The 18,026-nt window shown below is 75.0% G+C and carries 15 protein-coding genes; 5 read left to right on the forward strand and 10 right to left on the reverse strand.

All coding sequences use genetic code 11. The annotated features are described in order from the left end of the window. The first annotated feature begins 217 nt into the window (after positions 1–217). Together OG455_RS10740 and OG455_RS10745 are read left to right on the forward strand one after the other, a co-directional pair. Positions 218–1,303, forward strand: a complete 1,086-nt coding sequence (locus tag OG455_RS10740; protein ID WP_323185460.1) for a hypothetical protein — start codon at positions 218–220, stop codon at positions 1,301–1,303. Positions 1,304–1,530: 227 nt separating this feature from the next. Then, positions 1,531–2,073 (forward strand): hypothetical protein, encoded by a 543-nt coding sequence (locus tag OG455_RS10745; RefSeq protein ID WP_266301093.1) that lies wholly within the window; start codon positions 1,531–1,533, stop codon positions 2,071–2,073. Positions 2,074–2,255: 182 nt separating this feature from the next. Here OG455_RS10745 and der read toward each other — a convergent pair whose 3' ends face one another. The 3 genes from der to OG455_RS10760 form a co-directional block, all read right to left on the reverse strand. Beyond that, positions 2,256–3,701, reverse strand: coding sequence for a ribosome biogenesis GTPase Der (gene der, locus OG455_RS10750; protein WP_266292498.1), 1,446 nt, complete (start codon positions 3,699–3,701; stop codon positions 2,256–2,258). Positions 3,702–3,834: 133 nt separating this feature from the next. Further along, entirely contained in the window at positions 3,835–4,551 is a 717-nt protein-coding gene (cmk, locus tag OG455_RS10755; RefSeq protein ID WP_266292500.1) for a (d)CMP kinase, read from the reverse strand. 191 nt (positions 4,552–4,742) lie between these two features. Further along, entirely contained in the window at positions 4,743–5,828 is a 1,086-nt protein-coding gene (locus tag OG455_RS10760) for a prephenate dehydrogenase (RefSeq protein WP_266292502.1), read from the reverse strand. Positions 5,829–6,046: 218 nt separating this feature from the next. Between OG455_RS10760 and OG455_RS10765 the strand changes: the two genes are divergently transcribed. The 3 genes from OG455_RS10765 (at position 6,047) to OG455_RS10775 (ending at position 10,216) form a co-directional block, all read left to right on the forward strand. Then, the gene (locus OG455_RS10765; protein WP_266292504.1) at positions 6,047–8,197 is read left to right on the forward strand and encodes a DUF4139 domain-containing protein; all 2,151 of its coding nucleotides are present in this window, start codon (positions 6,047–6,049) and stop codon (positions 8,195–8,197) included. Between the two features lie 5 nt (positions 8,198–8,202). Then, positions 8,203–9,789 carry a mucoidy inhibitor MuiA family protein gene (locus OG455_RS10770; RefSeq protein WP_266292506.1) on the forward strand — a complete coding sequence of 529 codons (1,587 nt, stop codon included), beginning with the start codon at positions 8,203–8,205 and terminating at the stop codon, positions 9,787–9,789. 64 nt (positions 9,790–9,853) lie between these two features. Continuing rightward, a complete protein-coding gene (locus OG455_RS10775; RefSeq protein WP_266292508.1) occupies positions 9,854–10,216 on the forward strand; it encodes a DUF952 domain-containing protein in 363 nt (120 codons plus the stop codon). A gap of 72 nt (positions 10,217–10,288) precedes the next feature. On the opposite strand, the gene OG455_RS10780 is transcribed toward OG455_RS10775, so the two are convergent. From OG455_RS10780 to ald, 7 genes are all read right to left on the reverse strand, one after another. Next, entirely contained in the window at positions 10,289–11,269 is a 981-nt protein-coding gene (locus OG455_RS10780) for a helix-turn-helix domain-containing protein (RefSeq protein ID WP_266292510.1), read from the reverse strand. A 157-nt stretch (positions 11,270–11,426) separates the two neighbouring features. Continuing rightward, complete coding sequence (locus OG455_RS10785; protein ID WP_266292512.1) at positions 11,427–12,875, reverse strand: pseudouridine synthase; 1,449 nt, start codon at positions 12,873–12,875, stop codon at positions 11,427–11,429. A gap of 82 nt (positions 12,876–12,957) precedes the next feature. Next, positions 12,958–13,515, reverse strand: a complete 558-nt coding sequence (gene scpB, locus OG455_RS10790; protein WP_266300723.1) for an SMC-Scp complex subunit ScpB — start codon at positions 13,513–13,515, stop codon at positions 12,958–12,960. A gap of 365 nt (positions 13,516–13,880) precedes the next feature. Further along, the gene (locus tag OG455_RS10795) at positions 13,881–14,810 is read right to left on the reverse strand and encodes a ScpA family protein (RefSeq protein ID WP_266292514.1); all 930 of its coding nucleotides are present in this window, start codon (positions 14,808–14,810) and stop codon (positions 13,881–13,883) included. 29 nt (positions 14,811–14,839) lie between these two features. Next, on the reverse strand, positions 14,840–15,346 hold the full coding sequence (locus tag OG455_RS10800; protein ID WP_266300724.1) for a hypothetical protein: 507 nt from the start codon (positions 15,344–15,346) through the stop codon (positions 14,840–14,842). Between the two features lie 41 nt (positions 15,347–15,387). Next, positions 15,388–16,545, reverse strand: coding sequence for a ParA family protein (locus OG455_RS10805; RefSeq protein WP_266292516.1), 1,158 nt, complete (start codon positions 16,543–16,545; stop codon positions 15,388–15,390). Positions 16,546–16,830: 285 nt separating this feature from the next. Continuing rightward, a complete protein-coding gene (gene ald / locus OG455_RS10810; protein WP_266292518.1) occupies positions 16,831–17,973 on the reverse strand; it encodes an alanine dehydrogenase in 1,143 nt (380 codons plus the stop codon). Between the last annotated feature and the right edge of the window lie 53 nt (positions 17,974–18,026).

The following is an 18,026-nucleotide window of genomic DNA, read 5'->3' on the forward strand; positions in this document are numbered from 1 at the left end:
GCCTGTGAGCCTGCGCACACTGTCGACAGATTGTGATCAGTTCGGCACCATCCGCTACCGGCTTGAAGGAAAAAAGCGACACTCCGCACTCCAACCCGTGACTCCGACCACAGGAGCCCGTTGGTAATGGCGGCCGGGCCCGCCCGTGCCGAGCCGGGGCCATCGCGCCGTCCGGCCAAGGAGAACGGCGTCCAGCCGACAAACCCGAGGAGTCCTGTTGCCGCGCATGCTCGATGTCAGCGACGAGGTCCGCGCCGAGATCGGCGACGACGAGGCCGACCGTCTGCTCGGTGGCGCTCACGCCCCCGAGACGTACGACTGCACCTCCTGCCGCACCCCGGGCGACTCACTGCGGGAGCCGACCAGCACCGTGCTCTTCGTCGGGGACGAGACGGCGGTGCTGGCCTTCGCCCACTCACGCTGCATCCCCTCCCAGGTCGTCACGGTCTCCGAGGAGCAACTGCTCGACGCGGTCCGCAGCATCAGCCAGGCCCAGGGCAGCGGGTTCCCCACCCAGGCCGGGCCCGCCGACGGCGGCTACCCGGGCTACCCGGGCCAGGCAGGCCTGCCCGGCCACCCGGAGCCGCTCGGGCATCAGGAGCAGGCCGGCTACCCGGGATTCGCCGCGCACCCGGGGCAGCCCGGCCACCCTGGCCCGCCGGACCAGCGACTGGACGCCCTCGGCCTCCCGCTCGCCCCGGCCCTGGCCGGCGCCGGCGCCCCGGCGGGCCTCGCACCCGCACCCGCCACCGCACCCGCACCCACCCCTGCGGCCGTCTCACCCGCCCCGGCCCCGCGACCGGCCGAACCGGGCACGCGGGTGCCGGCCCCCGGCGAGCCGGCCGTACTCGGGGTCACCTGCGGCCTGGTGCTGTGCGGGGACACCGGGCACGCGGCCATCGTGGTCGAGCCGACCGGCCCGGTCGGCCGACCCGGCCAGGTGACGGGGACGGACGAGTTCCTCTCCCTGCTCGGCGCCCACGGCTTCTCCCTGATCGGCGACGTGGACAAGCCGCCGGCCCGGCTGGCGGGCTGGTCGGTGCTGGTCGCGATGGGGAAGCTGCACTCGATCCTGCAGCCCTCGGCGGTCGGCAACAGCGCCTGGTGGCAGGCGCACTCGCCGCTCGCGGTGACCGACGCGTGGCGGCTGGCGGCGGCCCGGCGCTCCGAGGTGATCATGTACGCCGCGCCGGCCGGCTCGATCGGCCGCCAGCCGCGTGAGGACCTGCTGCGCAACGCCCTGGACCGCGCGGCCGCCCAGGGGCTGCTGGTCGCCGCCGCCCTCCCGCTGGCCGGCACCTGAGCGACCCGCCCACCCCGGCAACCCGCCCACCCCGGCGACCCTCCCGAGGCGGTGGGCGCGCGGCCCCACCCGTGCGCCCACCGCCGCCTGGCCGGCCCGCCCCCCGCGCCGCCCCCGCCACCGGCGACCCGCATCCCCTGCGGGCCTGGCTCGTTGGGCCCTACGTGTACAGCTACGACGTGACCTCAGCCTTCCGCCAGACCACCGCAACCCGAGGGATCCCGGCGATGAGGCCGTCGTACGACGGGGAGCATCCGGTCGCCCCCACCCCCACGCCGATCTACGACGAGCTGTACTCGGAGTACCGCAGGCTCTTCCGTGCCCTGCCCGGCGACCGGGCGGGCGAGGAGGACCTGCGGTTCACCGGCTTCGCCGTGCGCGAGCGGCCGTACGGGGGCTCGGGCGGCGACTACCGCGAGCCGTACGGCGCGCTCCCCCAGCACCAGTCCTTCCTCACCTACCCGGGGCAGCTGCCGGGGGTGCCGCAGTTCGTGCCCGCTCAGCAACAGGCAGCCCAAGGTCAGGCGGCGCAGGCACAGGCACAGGCGCATGCGGCCCATGGTCAGGCGGCACAGCACCCGTTCCAGTCCGCCGGATACCACCAGCAGCAACCGCAGCAGCAGCCGACCAACGGGCAGGGGTGGGTGGCCGCCGGCTACCTCGCCCCGGTCACCCTCCCGGCACCGGCGGCTCCTGCCCCCGGGGTGCCGGCCGCCGCCCCGGGCCGCCACCGCGGCAACCTGCTCTCGCTGCCCCCGGGCCGCGGCTGACCCGCCCGGCGCCCGCGGCCCCGCGCACTCCCCCGCGCGCCGGCGCCCGCGCCCCGCACCCCCGAAAAGCAGAGCGGTCCGGTGGCTCCCAGCCACCGGACCGCTCTGCTTCACTGCTCTGCTTCACTTCACCTGCTGCAGCGCTCCGCCGCGCTCGCGCGCCGACGGCCGCTCCCCGCGGACTACTTGCGCTTGCGCTTCTCCCGCACCCGCACCGAGATCGAGATCGGCGTCCCGACGAACCCGAACTCCTCCCGCAGGCGCCGCTCCACGAAGCGCCGGTAGCCCGCCTCCAGGAAGCCGGAGGCGAAGAGCACGAACCGCGGCGGCCGGGTGCCGGCCTGGGTGCCGAAGAGGATGCGCGGCTGCTTGCCACCGCGGACCGGGTGCGGGTGGGAGGCCACCAGCGCGCCGAGGAAGGCGTTCAGCTTGGCGGTCGAGATCCGGGTCTCCCAGCCGGCCAGCGCGGTCTCGATCGCCGGGACCAGCTTCTCCATGTGCCGACCGGTCAGCGCCGAGACGTTGACCCGGGGCGCCCACTGCACCTGGACGAGATCCTGCTCGATCTCGCGCTCCAGGTAGTAGCGGCGCTCCTCGTCCATCTGGTCCCACTTGTTGTACGCGACGACGACGGCGCGCCCGGCCTCGACGGCCATCGAGATGATCCGGGTGTCCTGCTCCGCGAGCGGCTCGCTCGAGTCGATCAGGATGACCGCGACCTCGGCCTTGTCCAGCGCGGCGGAGGTGCGCAGCGAGGCGTAGAAGTCGGCGCCGGAGGTCAGGTGGACCCGGCGGCGGATACCGGCGGTGTCGATGAACTTCCAGGTCTTGCCGCCCAGTTCGATCAGCTCGTCGACCGGGTCGCGGGTGGTGCCGGCCAACTCGTTGACGACCACCCGCTCCTCGCCGGCCACCTTGTTGAGCAGGCTGGACTTGCCGACGTTCGGGCGGCCGATGATCGCCACCCGGCGCGGGCCGCCGACCGCCAGGCCGAAGGTCTGCGGCGGGGCCTCGGGCAGCGCGGACATCACGGCGTCCAGCAGGTCGCCGGAGCCGCGGCCGTGCAGCGCGGAGACGGGGTAGGGCTCACCCAGGCCGAGCGACCAGAGGTAGGCGGCCTCGGCCTCGGTCGAGGGGCCGTCGACCTTGTTGGCGCAGAGCACCGTCGGCTTGCCGGCCCGGCGGATCAGCTTGATCAGCGCCTCGTCGGTGTCGGTGGCGCCGACCGTGGCGTCCACCACGAAGAGCACCGCGTCGGCGGTCTCGATGCCCAGCTCGGCCTGCGCGGCGACCATGGCGTCGATGCCGAGGACGTCGATCTCCCAGCCGCCGGTGTCGACCACCTTGAACCGGCGGCCGTTCCAGGTGGCCTCGTAGCTCACCCGGTCCCGGGTCACGCCGGGCTTGTCCTCGACGACCGCCTCGCGGCGGCCGATGATCCGGTTGACCAGGGTCGACTTGCCGACGTTCGGCCGGCCCACCACGGCGAGCACCGGCAGCGGCACGTGCTCGCCGGCTTCGAGGTCCAGTTCGCCGTCCTCGAAGCCCTCGCTCTCGGCCAGCGCCATCAGCTCGGCGTACTCGGAGTCGTCCAGCTCGCCGTGGGCGGCGAGGTGTTCGTTGCTCATCTTCGTCTGTTCCATTTCCCGGTGCCCCGGAACGGAGCGCCGTGCGTACCTGCCCGGACGCGGACGTCCGGGCAGCGCGAAAAAACACAAATCGTGAGACCCCCGCAGGGGTCAGACCGCGGCCAGGCCGCGGTCAGGCCGCGGTCAGGCGCCCGGCCCGCTGCTCCACCAACTCGGCGATGGTGTCGATCACCTGCTGGAGCGTCAGCTCGCTGGTGTCCACCAGGACCGCGTCCGCGGCCTGGGTCAGCGGCGCCGTGGCGCGCGAGGAGTCGGCGGCGTCGCGGCGGCCCAGGTCGGCCGCCATCGCGGCGATGGTCGCCTCGTCCACGCCCTTGGCGCGCAGCTCGGCCGCCCGCCGCTCGGCCCGGGCAGCCTCGGAGGCGGTCAGGAAGACCTTAGCGGTGGCCCCGGGGAAGACCACGGTGCCCATGTCCCGCCCCTCGGCGACGATCCCGCGCGGCGCCAGCTCCGCGCAGCCGCGCTGCAGCTCGACCAGCCTGGTCCGCACCTGCGGGACGGCGGCGACGGCGCTGACCTGGGCGGTCACCTCGGGGCCGCGGATCGGGCCGGAGACGTCCTGGCCGTCGACCGTGATGGTCGGGCCGTCGGCGTCGGTGCCGGAGACGATCACGGGCTTGGCGCAGGCGATGGCGACGGCCTCGGCGTCCGTCACGTCCACCTCGTTCGCCAACATCCACCAGGTCATCGCCCGGTACATGGCGCCGGTGTCGAGGAAGCTGAGGCCGAGCCTGGCCGCCACCGCGCGGGAGACGCTCGACTTGCCGGAGCCGGAGGGTCCGTCGATGGCGACGACGACCGGGGTGTGCGCTCGGTCGGCAGTGTCCACAGGGGAACCTCTCTACTCGTACAGCCGGGGAGACACCTCAAGGTTAGACGACCGCCACCATCGCCCCGACCGCTCAGGGCCCGGCCCCTCCCAGCCGTCCCGGCCGCTCGGCCCCAGCCACCCCGTCCCGGCCGCTCGGCCCCAGCCACCCCGTCCCGGCCGGCAAGGCCCGGCCGCCCGGCCTCGGCCGCTCAGTCCCGCACGTCCCAGCCGCGCTCGCCGAGCGCCCCCTCCAGCCGCTGCACCGCCTCCGGGTCCACCTGGAGCTGGACCAGGCCCACCCGCCGGCCCGCCGAGTGGTCGATCGCCACGTCCTCGATGTTGACCCCGGCCCTGGCCGCCTCGCGGAACAGCCGGCCCAGCTCGCCGGGCTGGTCGCCGATCGCCACCACCACGGTCGCGTAGCGGGTGGGCGGGGCGCCGTGCTTGCCGGGGATCCGGGCGTGGCCGTGGTTGCCGCGGCGCATCACGGCCTCGATGTCGTCGGTGGCCGCGCGCCGCCCGGCCTCGTCCCCGTTCTCCAGCGCGCGCAGCGCGGTGACCGTGGTGCCCAGGTCGGCGGCCAGCTCCTCCAGGATGTCGGCGACCACCCCGGCGTTGGCGGAGAGGATGTCCAGCCACATCCGCGGGTCGGAGGCCGCGATCCGGGTGACGTCGCGCACGCCCTGCCCGGCCAGCCGCACCGCGGTGTCGTCGGCGTGCTCCAGCCGGGCGGCCACCAGCGAGGAGAGCAGCTGCGGGGTGTGCGAGACCAGTGCCACCGCGCGGTCGTGCGCGGGCGCGTCCATCACCACCGGCATGGCGCCGCAGAGCGCGACCAGTTCCAGCGCCGCGTTGAGCGTCTCGGTCTCGGTGTCGGCGGTCGGCGTGAGCACCCAGGGCCTGCCCTCGAAGAGGTCGGCCCGGGCGGCCAGCGGCCCGGACTGCTCGCGGCCCGCCATCGGGTGGCCGCCGATGTAGTGGGCGGTGTCGCAGCCCAGCGCGGCGATCTCGGTCCGCGGCCCGGACTTGACGCTGGCCACGTCGGTGTAGCTGCGAGCCAGGTCACGGCGCTGGCAGTCGGCCAGCACCTTGCCGACCAGCGCGGGCGGGACGGCGACGATCGCCAGGTCCACCGGCCCCGAGGGCTCCTCGGTGGTCCCGGCGCCCAGCGAGGCCGCGGTGCGGGCGGCGTCGGGGTCGGCGTCGAAGAGGTGCACCGCTATCCCCCGCCCGGTCAGCGCGAGCGCGGCGGAGGTGCCGATCAGACCGGTGCCGACGACGGCGACAGTGCGCATGGGGCTGCTGCTCTCCTGCGTTCCGGGGACACGGGGGTCGTGCTGGTACGACTGGTGCGGGGTGCGGCCGGTGCGTCCGCCGCGGCCGCCGCGGCCGCCCCCAATATCCTCCCGCACCCGCCGGAGCGCTGCCCCGCCGGGCCGGGGAAAACCCGCGACAGTGTCCGGGGTGCCGGGCAGACTGGGCCACCGGCAAGCGGCGCGCGAAAGGGATCACCATGACCGATCGACCGGCGGACAGCACCTCACCACCCGCGGTGGCACCACCCGCACCGCACTGGCCGACCGCCCTGGAGTCGGTGGCGGTGCACGCCGAGGGCGCGGTCTGCCGGCGGCTGGCCCGCGGCGTGCTGCCCAGCACCGCGGCGCCGGGCCCGGTGCGGCTGCGGCTGGCCGGCCTGCCGCCAACCCTGGACCAGAGCTCGCTGCGCGCCACCCTGCCCGACGGCCCGGCCGGCTGGCGGGTCACCGAGATCCGCCCGCACGCCGAGGCGCGGCTGACCGCGCCACGGGAGCTGCCCGAGCTGCGCCGCCTGCTCACCGAGGCCGAGCAGGCCGAGGCCGCCCTGCGGCTGTGCCAGCAGCAGCTGGCTGTCCGGATCGCCCGGAGCGCCGAGCTGCGCCCGGTCCCGCCCGAGCGGCGGGCGGGCGACGAGCACCACCGGGTGCCCGCCGACGCGCTGCTCACCCTCGCCGTGTTCCTGGACGAGCGGCTCGCCGCCCTGCACGCCCAGGCGGAGGAGGTGGACGAGCGGCTGCGGGCGGCCGTGCGCGAGCGCGAGCTGATCGGGAGCAGGCTGGCCCGCGAGTCCACCGCCGCGCCGAGCGGACCGGTCGGGACCGGCCTGCTCGCCCTGGTCACGCTGACCCCGGACGACCCGGAGCAGCCGCCGCCCGCCGAGCCGGTCACCGTCGAGCTGGAGTACCGGGTGCCCGGTGCCCGCTGGGTGCCGAGCTACCGGCTGGACCACCGCCAGGGCGCCGGGACCGGCACGCTGGCGCTGCGCGCCGCCGTCGCCCAGCGCACCGGCGAGGACTGGACGGGTGTGCGACTCACCCTCTCCACCGCCGACCTGCACCGCCCGGCGGAGCTGCCCGAGCTGCGCTCGATCCGGATCGGCCGCCGCCAGCCCGCCCCCGTGCCGTCCGGCTGGCGCGAGCCGCCGCGCGGTCTCGGCGAGCTGTTCGCCGGCTACGACGGTGCCGGCCACCCCGCGCCGCCGGTCGCCCCGGTCGCCGTGGCCGCCACGCCCATGGCCCTCGCCCAGCAGGCGCCCCCGGCCCCGCAGGCCGCACTCGGCGCGCTTCCCTACACCTCGGCGGCCCCGGCCCCCGCGATGGCCCCGCGGCACCGCCGCGCAGGCACCGCCGCCTTCGGCGCGGCCGCGGAGGGCGCGGGCCCCGGCGCCGGCGCGCCCCCGGTCCCCCTGGGCGGCCCGCCGCCCGCCGGTGGGCCGCCACCACCCGCCATGTCGGCCCCCCGGCCGATGGCCGACCAGCTGCGGGCGGCCGCAGCGCCGCCGCCGCCCGCGGCCGCCCCGCAGCCGCCGCACCCCGCCGCCGACCTGCTCGACTACGCCCGCCTCACGCTGGCCGGCCCCGACTCCCCGGCCGAGTGGCGCGGCCGCCTGCATCCCGAGGCGCCCGCCCCCGCCCCGGTGCCGCCCGGCATCCCGCCCGGCGCGGCCCCGCCGCCGTACGCCGTGCCGCCCCGCAGCTCGGCCGGCTCCTTCGACCAGCGCTTCGACGCCGAGGCCCGGGTCGACCTGCCCTCCGACGGCGCCTGGCACACGGTGGAGCTGGGTGAGCTGCCGGTCGGCCTGCGTCCGGAGTACGTCTGCGTGCCCGGCGTCGACAGCTCCGTCTACGCGACCCTGCTGCTCGGCAACGACTCGGCCCGGGCGCTGCTGGCCGGCCCGCTGGAGGTGACGGTGGACGACGAGTTCCTGCTCACCACCGCGCTGCCGGTGCTCGCCCCCGGCGCCACCCGCCGGATCGGCCTGGGCGTGGCGGAGAGCGTGCGGGTCACCCGCAGGACGGAGACCCAGGAGTCCACCGCGGGGCTGCGCGGCTCCACCACCGTGGTGACCGAGCGGATCCACCTGGAGCTGGCCAACCGGCTGGCCCACCCGGTCACGGTGGAGGTCCGCGAGCGGATCCCGGTGAGCGGCGACCGCGAGATCAAGGTCGAGGACCAGCCCGGCACCCCGGCCTGGTCGGTGCCCGAGGCCCCGAGCGAGATCCACCCGCGGGGCACCCGCCTCTGGCGCGTCGAGCTGGCACCGAACGGCCGGCAGAGCCTGACCGGCGGCTACGAGATCCGCATCCCGGCCGGCAAGGCCCTGACCGGCGGCAACCGAAGGAGCTGAGCAGCATGGCGACCACCACCCCCCTGCCCGTCACCGCCGTCACCTGCCTGGAGGACCGCGCCCACGTCGAGCGCAGCACCGCCCTCACCCTGACCGCCGGCACCCAGCGGCTGCTGCTGGGCCCGGTCAGCCCACTCGCGGTCGACCACACCCTGCGCACCGAGCTGGCCGCCGAGCGCGGCACCGCCCAGGTGCTCGCCGCCCGCCTCACCCGCGACTGGACCCCGCGCCCCCTCGGGCCGCCCGGCGCCGCCGACTCACCGCTGCGGCACCGCCTGCACGAGCTGGAGGCGGCGCTGCGCCAGGGCGCCCGGCGATCGGAGCGGCTGACCGTCCGCCTGGCGGTGCTCGACCAGCTCGCCGCCGACCTGCTGCGCGAGATCGGCGAGGGTGCCGGCCTGGGCGAGGCCGAGCCGCCGCGCTGGTCGCGCGAGCTGGAGCGGGTGGCGGCCGAGCAGGACGCCCAGGCCGAGCTGCTGCGGGCGCAGCACGCGGAGCTGGCCGAGCTGGGCCGCGAGCAGTACGCCGCCCAGCAGGCCCTGGAGGAGGCCGAGAGCGCGCCCCGCGAGCTGACCGCGCACCTCGAACTCACCGTGCTGGCCGAGCAGGACGGCCCCGCCGCGCTGACGGTCCGCCACCTGACGCCCTGCGCGCTCTGGCGCCCCGCCTACCGGGCGGTGCTGGCCGACGGCGCGCTGCGCCTGGAGTCGGACGCGGTGCTCTGGCAGGCCACCGGCGAGGACTGGTCCGGCGTGCGGCTGACCCTCTCGACCGCCCGCTCCGCGCTGGGCGGCGAGCCGCCACTGCTGCGCGAGGACCGGCTGTCGCTGCGCGAGCTGGCCACCGAGGAGAAGCGCAAGGTCGAGGTGGAGCTGCGCGAGGAGGAGATCAGCACGCTGGGCCCCGACAGCGCGCCGAGCGCCCGCACCGGGGAGCTGCCGGGCGTGGACGACGGCGGCGAGGTCCGGGTGCTCACGGCGCCCGCCCCGGCCGACGTGCCGGGCGACGGCCGGGCCCACCGCGTCCCGCTGGCCGGCTTCAGCACGCCGGCCGGCGCCGAGCGGGTCGCGGCACCGGAGCTCTCGCCGCTGGTCAGCGAGGTGGTGACGTTCCGCAACCAGGCCGCCCACCCGCTGCTGGCCGGCCCGGTCGAGCTGATCCGCGGCAGCGGCTTCGTGGGCCGGGGCGAGCTGCGCTTCACCGCCGCCGGCGCGCCGGCCGAGCTGGCCTTCCCCGGCACGGACGACATCCGGCTGGTCCGCGAGGTCGAGGAGTCCCGCGGCAGTTCGGGCCTGCCCGGTCTGGGCCAGCGCACCGTCCTGACCCGCACCGTCCGGGTGCACCTCTCCCGGCTCTCCGCCCCCGGCGCGCGGGACGAGCAGGCGCTCACCCTGCGCGAGCGGATCCCGGTCTCCGAGGTCTCCGCGGTCGAGGTCCGGCTGCGCAAGGAGGCCTGCGACCCGGCCCCGGCCGAGCTGGACGCCGAGGGCGTGGTCCGCTGGAACCTCTCGCTGCCGCCGAGCAGCCGACGGACCGTCACCCTGGTCTACGAGGTGACGGCCTCGGCCAAGGTGGCGGGGCTGACCGTCTAGGTCCCGCCCGGTCCGTGCGGGGCGTGTCCTAGGGCACGCCCCGGGCGTCGGGTACAACAGAGCTATGATCCTGCACCTCGCTCCGCTGGACGACTGGCTCCGCGATCCAGGCCGTCCGTACAGCGCCGCCTCGCTGCTGACGGACGGTTTCATCCACTGCTCCCCCGACGAGCAGACCACCCTGGCCGTCGCGAACCTGTTCTTCGCCAGGACGCCGGGCCCGTTGATGGCCCTGCTGATCGACCAGGACGAGGTGGAGCCGATGGTCCGCTGGGAGGCGCCCAGCGGCGAGCGCCCGCCGGGGGTGGCGCCCGAGGTGCTCTTCCCGCACATCTACGGGCGGCTCAACCGCAACGCGGTGAAGGGCCTGGAGAAGCTGGAGCGCGGCGGCGACGGCCGCTGGGACCGGCTGGTGCCCTGGAGCTGAGCCGACGGAACTGAGCCGGCGGAGCTGGGCCGAACCGCCCCGCGCGCCCGTCGAGGGCCCCGCGCGGCCCCCCTACAGCCAGCCGCGCTCGCGGGCGGCCATGCCCGCCTGGAACCGGGTGCTGGCGCCCAGCTCGCGCATCAGCGACTGGAGCCGCCGCTGGGTGGTGCGGGCGCTCCAGCCCAGCGAGCGGGCGATCGACTCGTCGGTCAGGCCGGCGGCGAGCAGCCCGAGCAGCTTGCGCTGGTCGGCCTCCGGCTCGTGGAGCTCGGGCTCGGCGCCGATCGCGGCCTGCAGCGGCACCGCCCGGTCCCACTCGGCCTCGAAGAGCCCGTCCAGCGCCTGCAGCAGGGCGGACGGGTGGATCACGTAGGCCGCGTCCAGCACGCTGTCGCCCACGCTGATCGGGATGATCGCCATCCGGTCGTCCGACATGATCATCTTCATCGGGAGGGTGGTCCGCACCCGGGCCTCCTCCCCGTCCTCGACGCCGACCAGGATCTCGCCCTCCAGCCGCCCGGGCCAGGCCACCGCCTCCCGGTCGTAGATCCCGCGGAAGCGCACCCCTTCCCTGAGGCGCCGCCGCTGCTGGGTGAGGTTGGCGGCCGGATCCCGCACGTAGGGCGGACAGTCGAAGGTGCGCACCTGCTGCAGGCTGCTCTCCTGCAGGTGCTCGATCCGCTGGTTGATCGCCTCGCCGCCGGTCAGCACCTCGACCGAGTGGGCCGGGTCGGTGAACCGGGACGCCTCGCGGAAGGCGTCCATCAGCCGGTGCATCTCCGCCCGCGCACTGCGCAGCTCGGCCTCGCGGTGGCCGATCAAGGTACCGATGGCGACGTCCGGCGCGACGGCCAGGTAGCGGTCGCGCTCGACCGGCGCCCGGGTCGCCATGCCCTGCTGGGCCAGCCGACTGAGCGACTTGCCGCTCTGCTGGACGCTCAGGCCGCAGCGCTCGGCCAGCTCGGCAGCGGTGGACTGCGGGGCGGCTACCAGGGCGGCGTAGACCTGTCCGTCGGCGTCGGAGAGTCCGAGCGCGCTGAAAGCGTCGGGCATGACGCCTCCTCCCCCGTGTGGCGGTTTCACGCCAAGTGGTGAGTGATGTTTTCGTGGCCATCTTCTGCCACCGACGATCCCTGTGACAACCCTGTCCCGAAACGCGGCAGGGGGGCCGCACACCTGAGTCGATGCGCGGCCCCCCTGGATGGCACTGTTACAGGCCGACCTCGTTCATCAGCTGACCCACCTCGGGGTTGGTCAGCCGGCGCAGCCAGCCCGACTTCTGGTCGCCCAGCGCGATCGGGCCGAAGTGGGTGCGGACCAGCTTCTCCACCGGGAACCCGGCCTCGGCCAGCATGCGGCGCACGATGTGCTTGCGGCCCTCGTGCAGGGTGACCTCGACCAGGTAGTTCTTGCCGACGTTGGAGATCACCTTGAAGCTGTCGGCGCGGGCGAAGCCGTCCTCCAGCTCGATGCCCTGGGCCAGCTGCTTGCCCAGGTCACGCGGGATCGGGCCCTGGATCGCGGCCAGGTAGGTCTTGGTGACGCCGTAGCGCGGGTGGGTCAGCCGGTGGGCCAGCTCGCCGTGGTTGGTGAGCAGGATGATGCCCTCGGTCTCGGTGTCCAGCCGGCCCACGTGGAACAGCCGGGTCTCCCGGTTGGTCACGTAGTCGCCCAGGCACTGGCGGCCGTCCGGGTCCTCCATGGTGGAGACCACGCCGGCCGGCTTGTTGAGCGCGAAGAACAGGTACGACTGGGTGGCGACCGTCAGGCCGTCCACCTTGATCTCATCGCTCTCGGGGTCGACCCGCCTGCCCTGCTCGGTGACCCGCGAGCCGTTGACCTCGACCCGGCCCTGCTCGATCAGCTCCTCGCAGGCCCGCCGGCTGCCCATGCCGGCCCGGGCGAGCACCTTCTGCAGGCGCTCGCCGTCCTCGCCGACGCTCTCGGCGGGACCGCCCTCGTGGCGGCGCAGCACCGCGTCCTCGATCTTGGCCTGCAGCTCGCGCGACCGCTGCGGCTGGCGGCGCGGGTCGCCCGGCGCGCCCTGGCCGTCGCGGCGCGGGCGCGGCGCGGGGCTGGGACGGCGGCCGGAGAAGCTGCCGCGGGCCGGGGTGGCGTTCGGGCCGCCGCCGAACTCGGGACGGTCGTAGCGGCGCTCCTCGGGGCGCAGCGGGCGGTCGGGGTACTGGCGGTCGTCCCGCCGGTCGTCCCGGCCGCCGCCACTGCCGCCACGGGCGCCGCCGCCGCCGTAGGAGCCGCCACTGCTGCTGCCGCCACGGCTCCCGCCGCTGTACGAGCCGCCGCCGCTGCCACCACGACCACCGCCACCGTACGAGCCGCCACCGCTGCCACCACGACCGCCGCCACCGCTGCTGCCGCCACGGGCGCCGCCGCCGTAGGAGCCGCCACCGCTGCTGCCGCCACGACCACCGCTACCGCCGCTGCTACCGCCACGGCCACCGCCACCGCCGCCGTAGGAGCCGCCACCGCCACGGCCGCCGCCACCGCCGCCGTAGGAGCCACCACTGCCGCTGCCGCCACGGCTCCCGCCGCCGCTGCCGCTGCCGAAGGAGCCGCTGCCGCCCCGCTGCCCGCCGCGGCTGCCGCCACCGCCACCGCCACTGCTGTTCCTGCCGTTACCGCTACCGCTACTACGCATCAATTGTCCGAACGTCGATTCCATCGGGCTGGGCCCCTCCCTGCCCGCTACCGGACAGGGAGGGAGGGTCGTGCCGCCGACCTCACTGCACTTCCCGTGCGCTCACGGCGGCGACCGCGTCCGCGATCACGGTGCCTTCGAGGGACTCCGCTTCCACGTCGTCGACCTCGGGCAGGAAGGGGGCGAGCTCCGGCAGCTCGTCCAAGCCGCGCAGCCCCATCCGTTCCAGGAAGTAGTTCGTCGTCCGATACAGGATCGCCCCTGTTTCGGGCTCGGACCCGGTCTCTTCCACCAGTCCTCGCTGTACCAGGGTACGCATCACGCCGTCACAGTTCACACCACGTACCGCGGATACCCGGGATCTGGAGACCGGCTGCCGGTAGGCGACCACCGCCAGGGTCTCCAGCGCGGCCTGGGTGAGCCTGGCCTGCTGACCGTCCAGCACGTACCGGTCCACCACCGGAGCGCACGCCGCCGCACTGTAGAACCGCCAGCCGCCGGCCACCAGCCGCAGCTCGAAACCGCGCCCCTGGGCGGCGTACTCGGCTGTCAACTCCCGCAGCGCCGCCGCCACCTCGGCACGCGGCCGCTCCACCACCTGTGCCAGCCGGGCGTCGCCCAGCGGCTCGTCGGCCACCATCAGCACGGCCTCCAGCGCGGCCCTGAGGCCGACCTCGTCGCTGACCCCACCCCCGGCCCCGTCCCGCTCCGCCGCGGCGGCCTCGGGCTCCTCAGGCTCCTCGGGCCCGGCCTCCTCGGGCTCGACCAGCTCGGCGGCCGGTGCGGCCCGCGGCGGCAGGACAACCGGCCCGGCCGCGTCCACCGCGTCCACCGCGTCGACCGCGTCGACCGCACCGGCCCCGTCCGCCGGCTCGATCCACACCTCGCCCGGGTAGGCCGGCTCCAGCCACTCGTCCTCCCGGACCTGACCCGGCAGCCCCAGGGCGCGCCGGGCCGGCCGCCCGCCGCCGGCCCCCGTCGGCCCCTGGTCCTCGGCGGTCCCGCTCATCCTCGACTCCCCGCTCCCTGGTCATCGGCCACCGGGCCGTCGAACTCGTCCGTCACCTCGATCACCACCCGCTGCGGGTCGGCCACCCAACGGACCGTCAGCTCCCCCAGCGGTTCCGGCTGCTCGAAGGCCAGCGCCCGCTCCCGGTAGAGCTCCAGCAGCGCCAGGAAGCGCGCTACCACCACCAGCGTGTCCGCCGCGTCCGCGACCAGCTCGCCGAACCGCGCCTCGCCGTGCTCGGCCAGGTGGGCCGCCACCAGCGCGGCCTGCTCGCGCACGCTGACCGCCGGGGTGTGGATGTGGTCCACGTAGACCGCCGGCTTCGGCCTGGGCGTCATCGCCTTGGCGGCCAGCCGGGCGAACCGCTCCAGGCCGATGTGGATCACCACCTCGGGCAGCAGCTCGGCGTGCTGCGGCTCCAGGCCCACGGTGCGCGGACGGCGGCGCTGCTCGGCGGCCCAGCGCCGCTCGAAGACCGCCGCCACCCGCTTGTAGGCGCGGTACTGCAGCAGTCGGGCGAAGAGCAGGTCGCGGGCCTCCAGCAGGGCGAGGTCCTCCTCGTCCTCGACCTCGGCGGCGGGCAGCAGCCGGGCCGCCTTGAGGTCGAGCAGGGTGGCCGCTACCACCAGGAACTCGGTGGTCGCGTCCAGGTCCCAATCTGGGCCCATGGCCCGCAGGTGGGCCATGAACTCGTCGGTGACCTGGGCCAGCGCGACCTCGGTGACGTCCAGCTTGTGCTTGGCGATCAGGCCGAGCAGCAGGTCGAAGGGACCCTCGAAGTTGGCCAGCCGCACCTGGAACGCGCCGCGCGCACCGTCAGGGGCGGCCTCCGCTGCGGCGCTGCCCGCGGCGGCATCGGCCGCGGCGGCGCTGTCACCGGCGGTCGCGGCGCCGCTCGCCGCGGGGGCTGGGGAGGTGCTGGCCATCGCGGTCCATCTTCACACGCCGGGCGCGCTCAGCGGCCGCGCAACCGCCGGACCAGGATGCTGGCCTCACCCCGCTGCTCCAGGTCGGCCAGGACGACCGCGATGGCCTCCCGGACCACCCGGCCGCGGTCCACCGCGAGGCCGTGCTCGCCGCGCAGGACCAGGCGTGCGTGCTCCAGGTCCATCAGCTCCTCGGCGGAGACGTACACGGTGATCTTCTCGTCGTGCCGCTCGCGCCCGCTGGGGCGGCGCGGGGCGCGCCCGCGCGGGCGGCGCCGGGCGGCGCTGTCCGCGCCCTGCTCCTCGGCCGGCCCTGGCGCGGCCGGCGGGGTGCGGGGCGGGGCCGGGGCACCGGTGGCGGCCGGTGCGGGGGGGCCCGGAACGCGCTCGATCCGCGGTCGGGCGACGGCCGGGCCGGCCTCGCCGGCACCGCCCGAGGGAGCGTCAGCCGAAGCGGCGTCGGGCTGCGCGGCACCGTTGCCGCCCTCCGCCGGTTCGGCGGCGGAGCGGCTGGCCCGGGAGGGCGACAGCGCCATCCCCCCGGTGGTGCGGAACAGCTCGTCGGCCCCCGGGAGGCTCACTCGACGGGGCGGCACCGGTCGAGCACCTCCCTGGCGAGCTGGCGATAGGCGGCGGCGCCCACCGAATTGGTCGCGTACGTCGTGATCGGCTCGCCGGCCACCGTGGTCTCGGGGAACCGGACGGTACGCCCGATCACGGTGTGGAAGACGTGGTCACCGAAGGCCTCGACCACCCGGGCCAGCACCTCGCGGCTGTGCACGGTGCGCGAGTCGTACATGGTGGCCAGGATGCCGTCCAGCCGCAGCTCGGGGTTGAGCCGCTCGCAGACCTTCTCGATCGTCTCGGTGAGCAGCGCCACGCCTCGCAGCGCGAAGAACTCGCACTCCAGCGGGACGATCACGCTGTGCGCGGCGGTCAGCGCGTTGACCGTCAGCAGGCCCAGCGAGGGCTGGCAGTCGATGATCACGAAGTCGTAGTCCGGCAGCAGCGGCTTGAGCGCCCGCGCCAGCGCCGACTCCCGGGCCACCTCGCTGACCAGCTGCACCTCGGCGGCCGACAGGTCGATGTTGGAGGGCAGCAGGTCCATCCCGGGGATGGCGGTCTTCAGCAGCACCTCGTCGGCCGTCAGGCCCCGCTCCATGAGCAGGTTGTAGACGGTGACGTCCAGCTCCATCGGGTTGACCCCGAGGCCCACCGAGAGCGCGCCCTGCGGGTCGAAGTCGACCAGCAGCACCCGGCGGCCGTACTCGGCCAGCGCGGCGCCCAGGTTGATGGTCGAGGTGGTCTTGCCGACGCCGCCCTTCTGGTTGCACATCGCGATGATCTGCGCGGGACCGTGCTCGGCCAGCGGCGCGGGGATCGGGAAGTACGGCAGCGGACGGCCGGTGGGACCGATCCGCTCGCGGCGCTGGCGGGCCGCGTCGGGCGCCAGCGTGGCGGCGTACTCGGGGTCCGGCTCGTACTCGGCGTCCGGGTCGTCGTAGGAGCCGTAGGCGAACTCGGCGTAGCCGAGGCCCTGCCCCGGCAGGTCGGCCTCGTAGACGGTCGGCTGGCCGGCGGCCTGCCGGGCCTCGAAGGTGCGCACGGCAACCGTGCCGACCTCACTGGCCCCGACAGTGGAAAGTGCGGCCCCGGTGTCGTCGGTCGGCTGTCCGGAGACACGCTCCGCCAGTCCTGGCTGACCACCCCCGGGAGCAAATGTCGACTCATTCACAAGTCGTCTTACCTCCTTGGGCATCCAGGGCATTATGTCGATTCGTCAGCCTGACACCATGCCGACGGTTTGCGACTCTAGGCCGTTTCGGGCGTTCGCAGCAACACAATCCACGGTAGTGGGCCCGATGTGTCGGCTGTCCGACCGGGTTCTGTCAAGGGGCGGGTGACCCGACCCTCGGCGCGTTGACGGCGCGTGGAGGCACGCCGAGGCCCCTGGTCGGCTACCACCGACCAGGGGCCTACGAGCGGGACGCGCGGTCGCCCGCGCACTACTGGCGCGACGTCAGGCGAGCACGCTGTCCAGGGAGATGGAGGGCAGGCCGAAGGCCTCGGCGACCGCGGCGTAGGTGATCTGGCCCTCGTGCACGTTCAGGCCCTTGGCCAGCGCGGCGTCGCGCTTCAGGGCCTCCTTCCAGCCGCGGTTGGCCAGCTCGACCACGTAGGGCAGGGTCGCGTTGGTCAGCGCGTAGGTGGAGGTGTTCGGGACGGCGCCCGGCATGTTCGCCACGCAGTAGAAGACCGAGTTGTGGACCTCGAAGGTCGGCTCGGCGTGCGTGGTGGCGCGGGAGTCCTCGAAGCAGCCGCCCTGGTCGATGGCGATGTCGACCAGCACGGAGCCCGGCTTCATCCGGGAGACCAGCTCGTTGGTGACCAGCTTGGGAGCCTTGGCGCCCGGGATCAGCACGGCGCCGATCACCAGGTCGGCCTCCAGCACGGCCTTCTCCAGCTCGAAGCCGTTGGACATGATGGCCTTGATCTTGGTGCCGAAGATCTTGTCGGCCTCGCGCAGCTTGTTGATGTCGCGGTCCAGCAGGGTCACCTCGTAGCCCATGCCGATCGCGATGGTGGCCGCGTGCCAGCCGGAGACGCCACCGCCGATGACGACGGCCTTGGCCGGGTGGGTGCCGGGCACGCCGCCGGGCAGCACACCGCGGCCGCCGGCCGGGCGCATCAGGTGGTAGGAGCCGACCTGCGGGGCCAGCCGGCCCGCGACCTCGGACATCGGGGCGAGCAGCGGCAGCGCGCCGTTGCCCAGCTGCACCGTCTCGTAGGCGATCGCGGTGGTGCCGGAGGCGACCAGCGCGTCGGTGCCGGCCTTGTCGGCCGCCAGGTGCAGGTAGGTGAAGAGAGTCTGCCCCTTGCGCAGCCGGTGGTACTCCGAAGCGATCGGCTCCTTGACCTTCAGCAGCAGGTCGGCGGTGGCCCAGACCTCGTCGGCCGTCGGGAGGATGGTGGCGCCGGCGGCCACGTACTCCTCGTTGGGGATGGACGAGCCGACACCGGCGCCGTCCTCGATGAAGACCTCGTGCCCGTTGCGGACCAGCTCATGCACGCCGGCGGGCGTGATGGCCACGCGGTACTCGTGGTTCTTGACCTCGCGGGGGATGCCGACCTTGGTCACGGTTAAACACGTCCCTCTTGCCATGGGAGTCCCAACCGGGGGAAGACCGGCGGGCGCCGGCACAAGGCAGACCTCCG

Origin of the sequence: Kitasatospora sp. NBC_01287, assembly GCF_026340565.1 — a bacterium.
In the GTDB taxonomy this organism is placed as follows: Bacteria; Actinomycetota; Actinomycetes; order Streptomycetales; family Streptomycetaceae; genus Kitasatospora.

Bases quoted from the DNA above. Each gene is read 5' to 3' on its own strand.
- OG455_RS10745 (WP_266301093.1), top strand. From the start codon at position 1,531: ATGAGGCCGTCGTACGACGGGGAGCATCCGGTCGCCCCCACCCCCACG.
- der (WP_266292498.1), bottom strand. From the start codon at position 3,701: ATGAGCAACGAACACCTCGCCGCCCACGGCGAGCTGGACGACTCCGAG.
- OG455_RS10760 (WP_266292502.1), bottom strand. From the start codon at position 5,828: ATGCGCACTGTCGCCGTCGTCGGCACCGGTCTGATCGGCACCTCCGCC.
- OG455_RS10765 (WP_266292504.1), top strand. From the start codon at position 6,047: ATGACCGATCGACCGGCGGACAGCACCTCACCACCCGCGGTGGCACCA.
- OG455_RS10770 (WP_266292506.1), top strand. From the start codon at position 8,203: ATGGCGACCACCACCCCCCTGCCCGTCACCGCCGTCACCTGCCTGGAG.
- OG455_RS10775 (WP_266292508.1), top strand. From the start codon at position 9,854: ATGATCCTGCACCTCGCTCCGCTGGACGACTGGCTCCGCGATCCAGGC.
- OG455_RS10780 (WP_266292510.1), bottom strand. From the start codon at position 11,269: ATGCCCGACGCTTTCAGCGCGCTCGGACTCTCCGACGCCGACGGACAG.
- OG455_RS10785 (WP_266292512.1), bottom strand. From the start codon at position 12,875: ATGCGTAGTAGCGGTAGCGGTAACGGCAGGAACAGCAGTGGCGGTGGC.
- scpB (WP_266300723.1), bottom strand. From the start codon at position 13,515: ATGGTGGCCGACGAGCCGCTGGGCGACGCCCGGCTGGCACAGGTGGTG.
- OG455_RS10795 (WP_266292514.1), bottom strand. From the start codon at position 14,810: ATGGCCAGCACCTCCCCAGCCCCCGCGGCGAGCGGCGCCGCGACCGCC.
- OG455_RS10800 (WP_266300724.1), bottom strand. From the start codon at position 15,346: ATGGCGCTGTCGCCCTCCCGGGCCAGCCGCTCCGCCGCCGAACCGGCG.
- ald (WP_266292518.1), bottom strand. From the start codon at position 17,973: ATGGCAAGAGGGACGTGTTTAACCGTGACCAAGGTCGGCATCCCCCGC.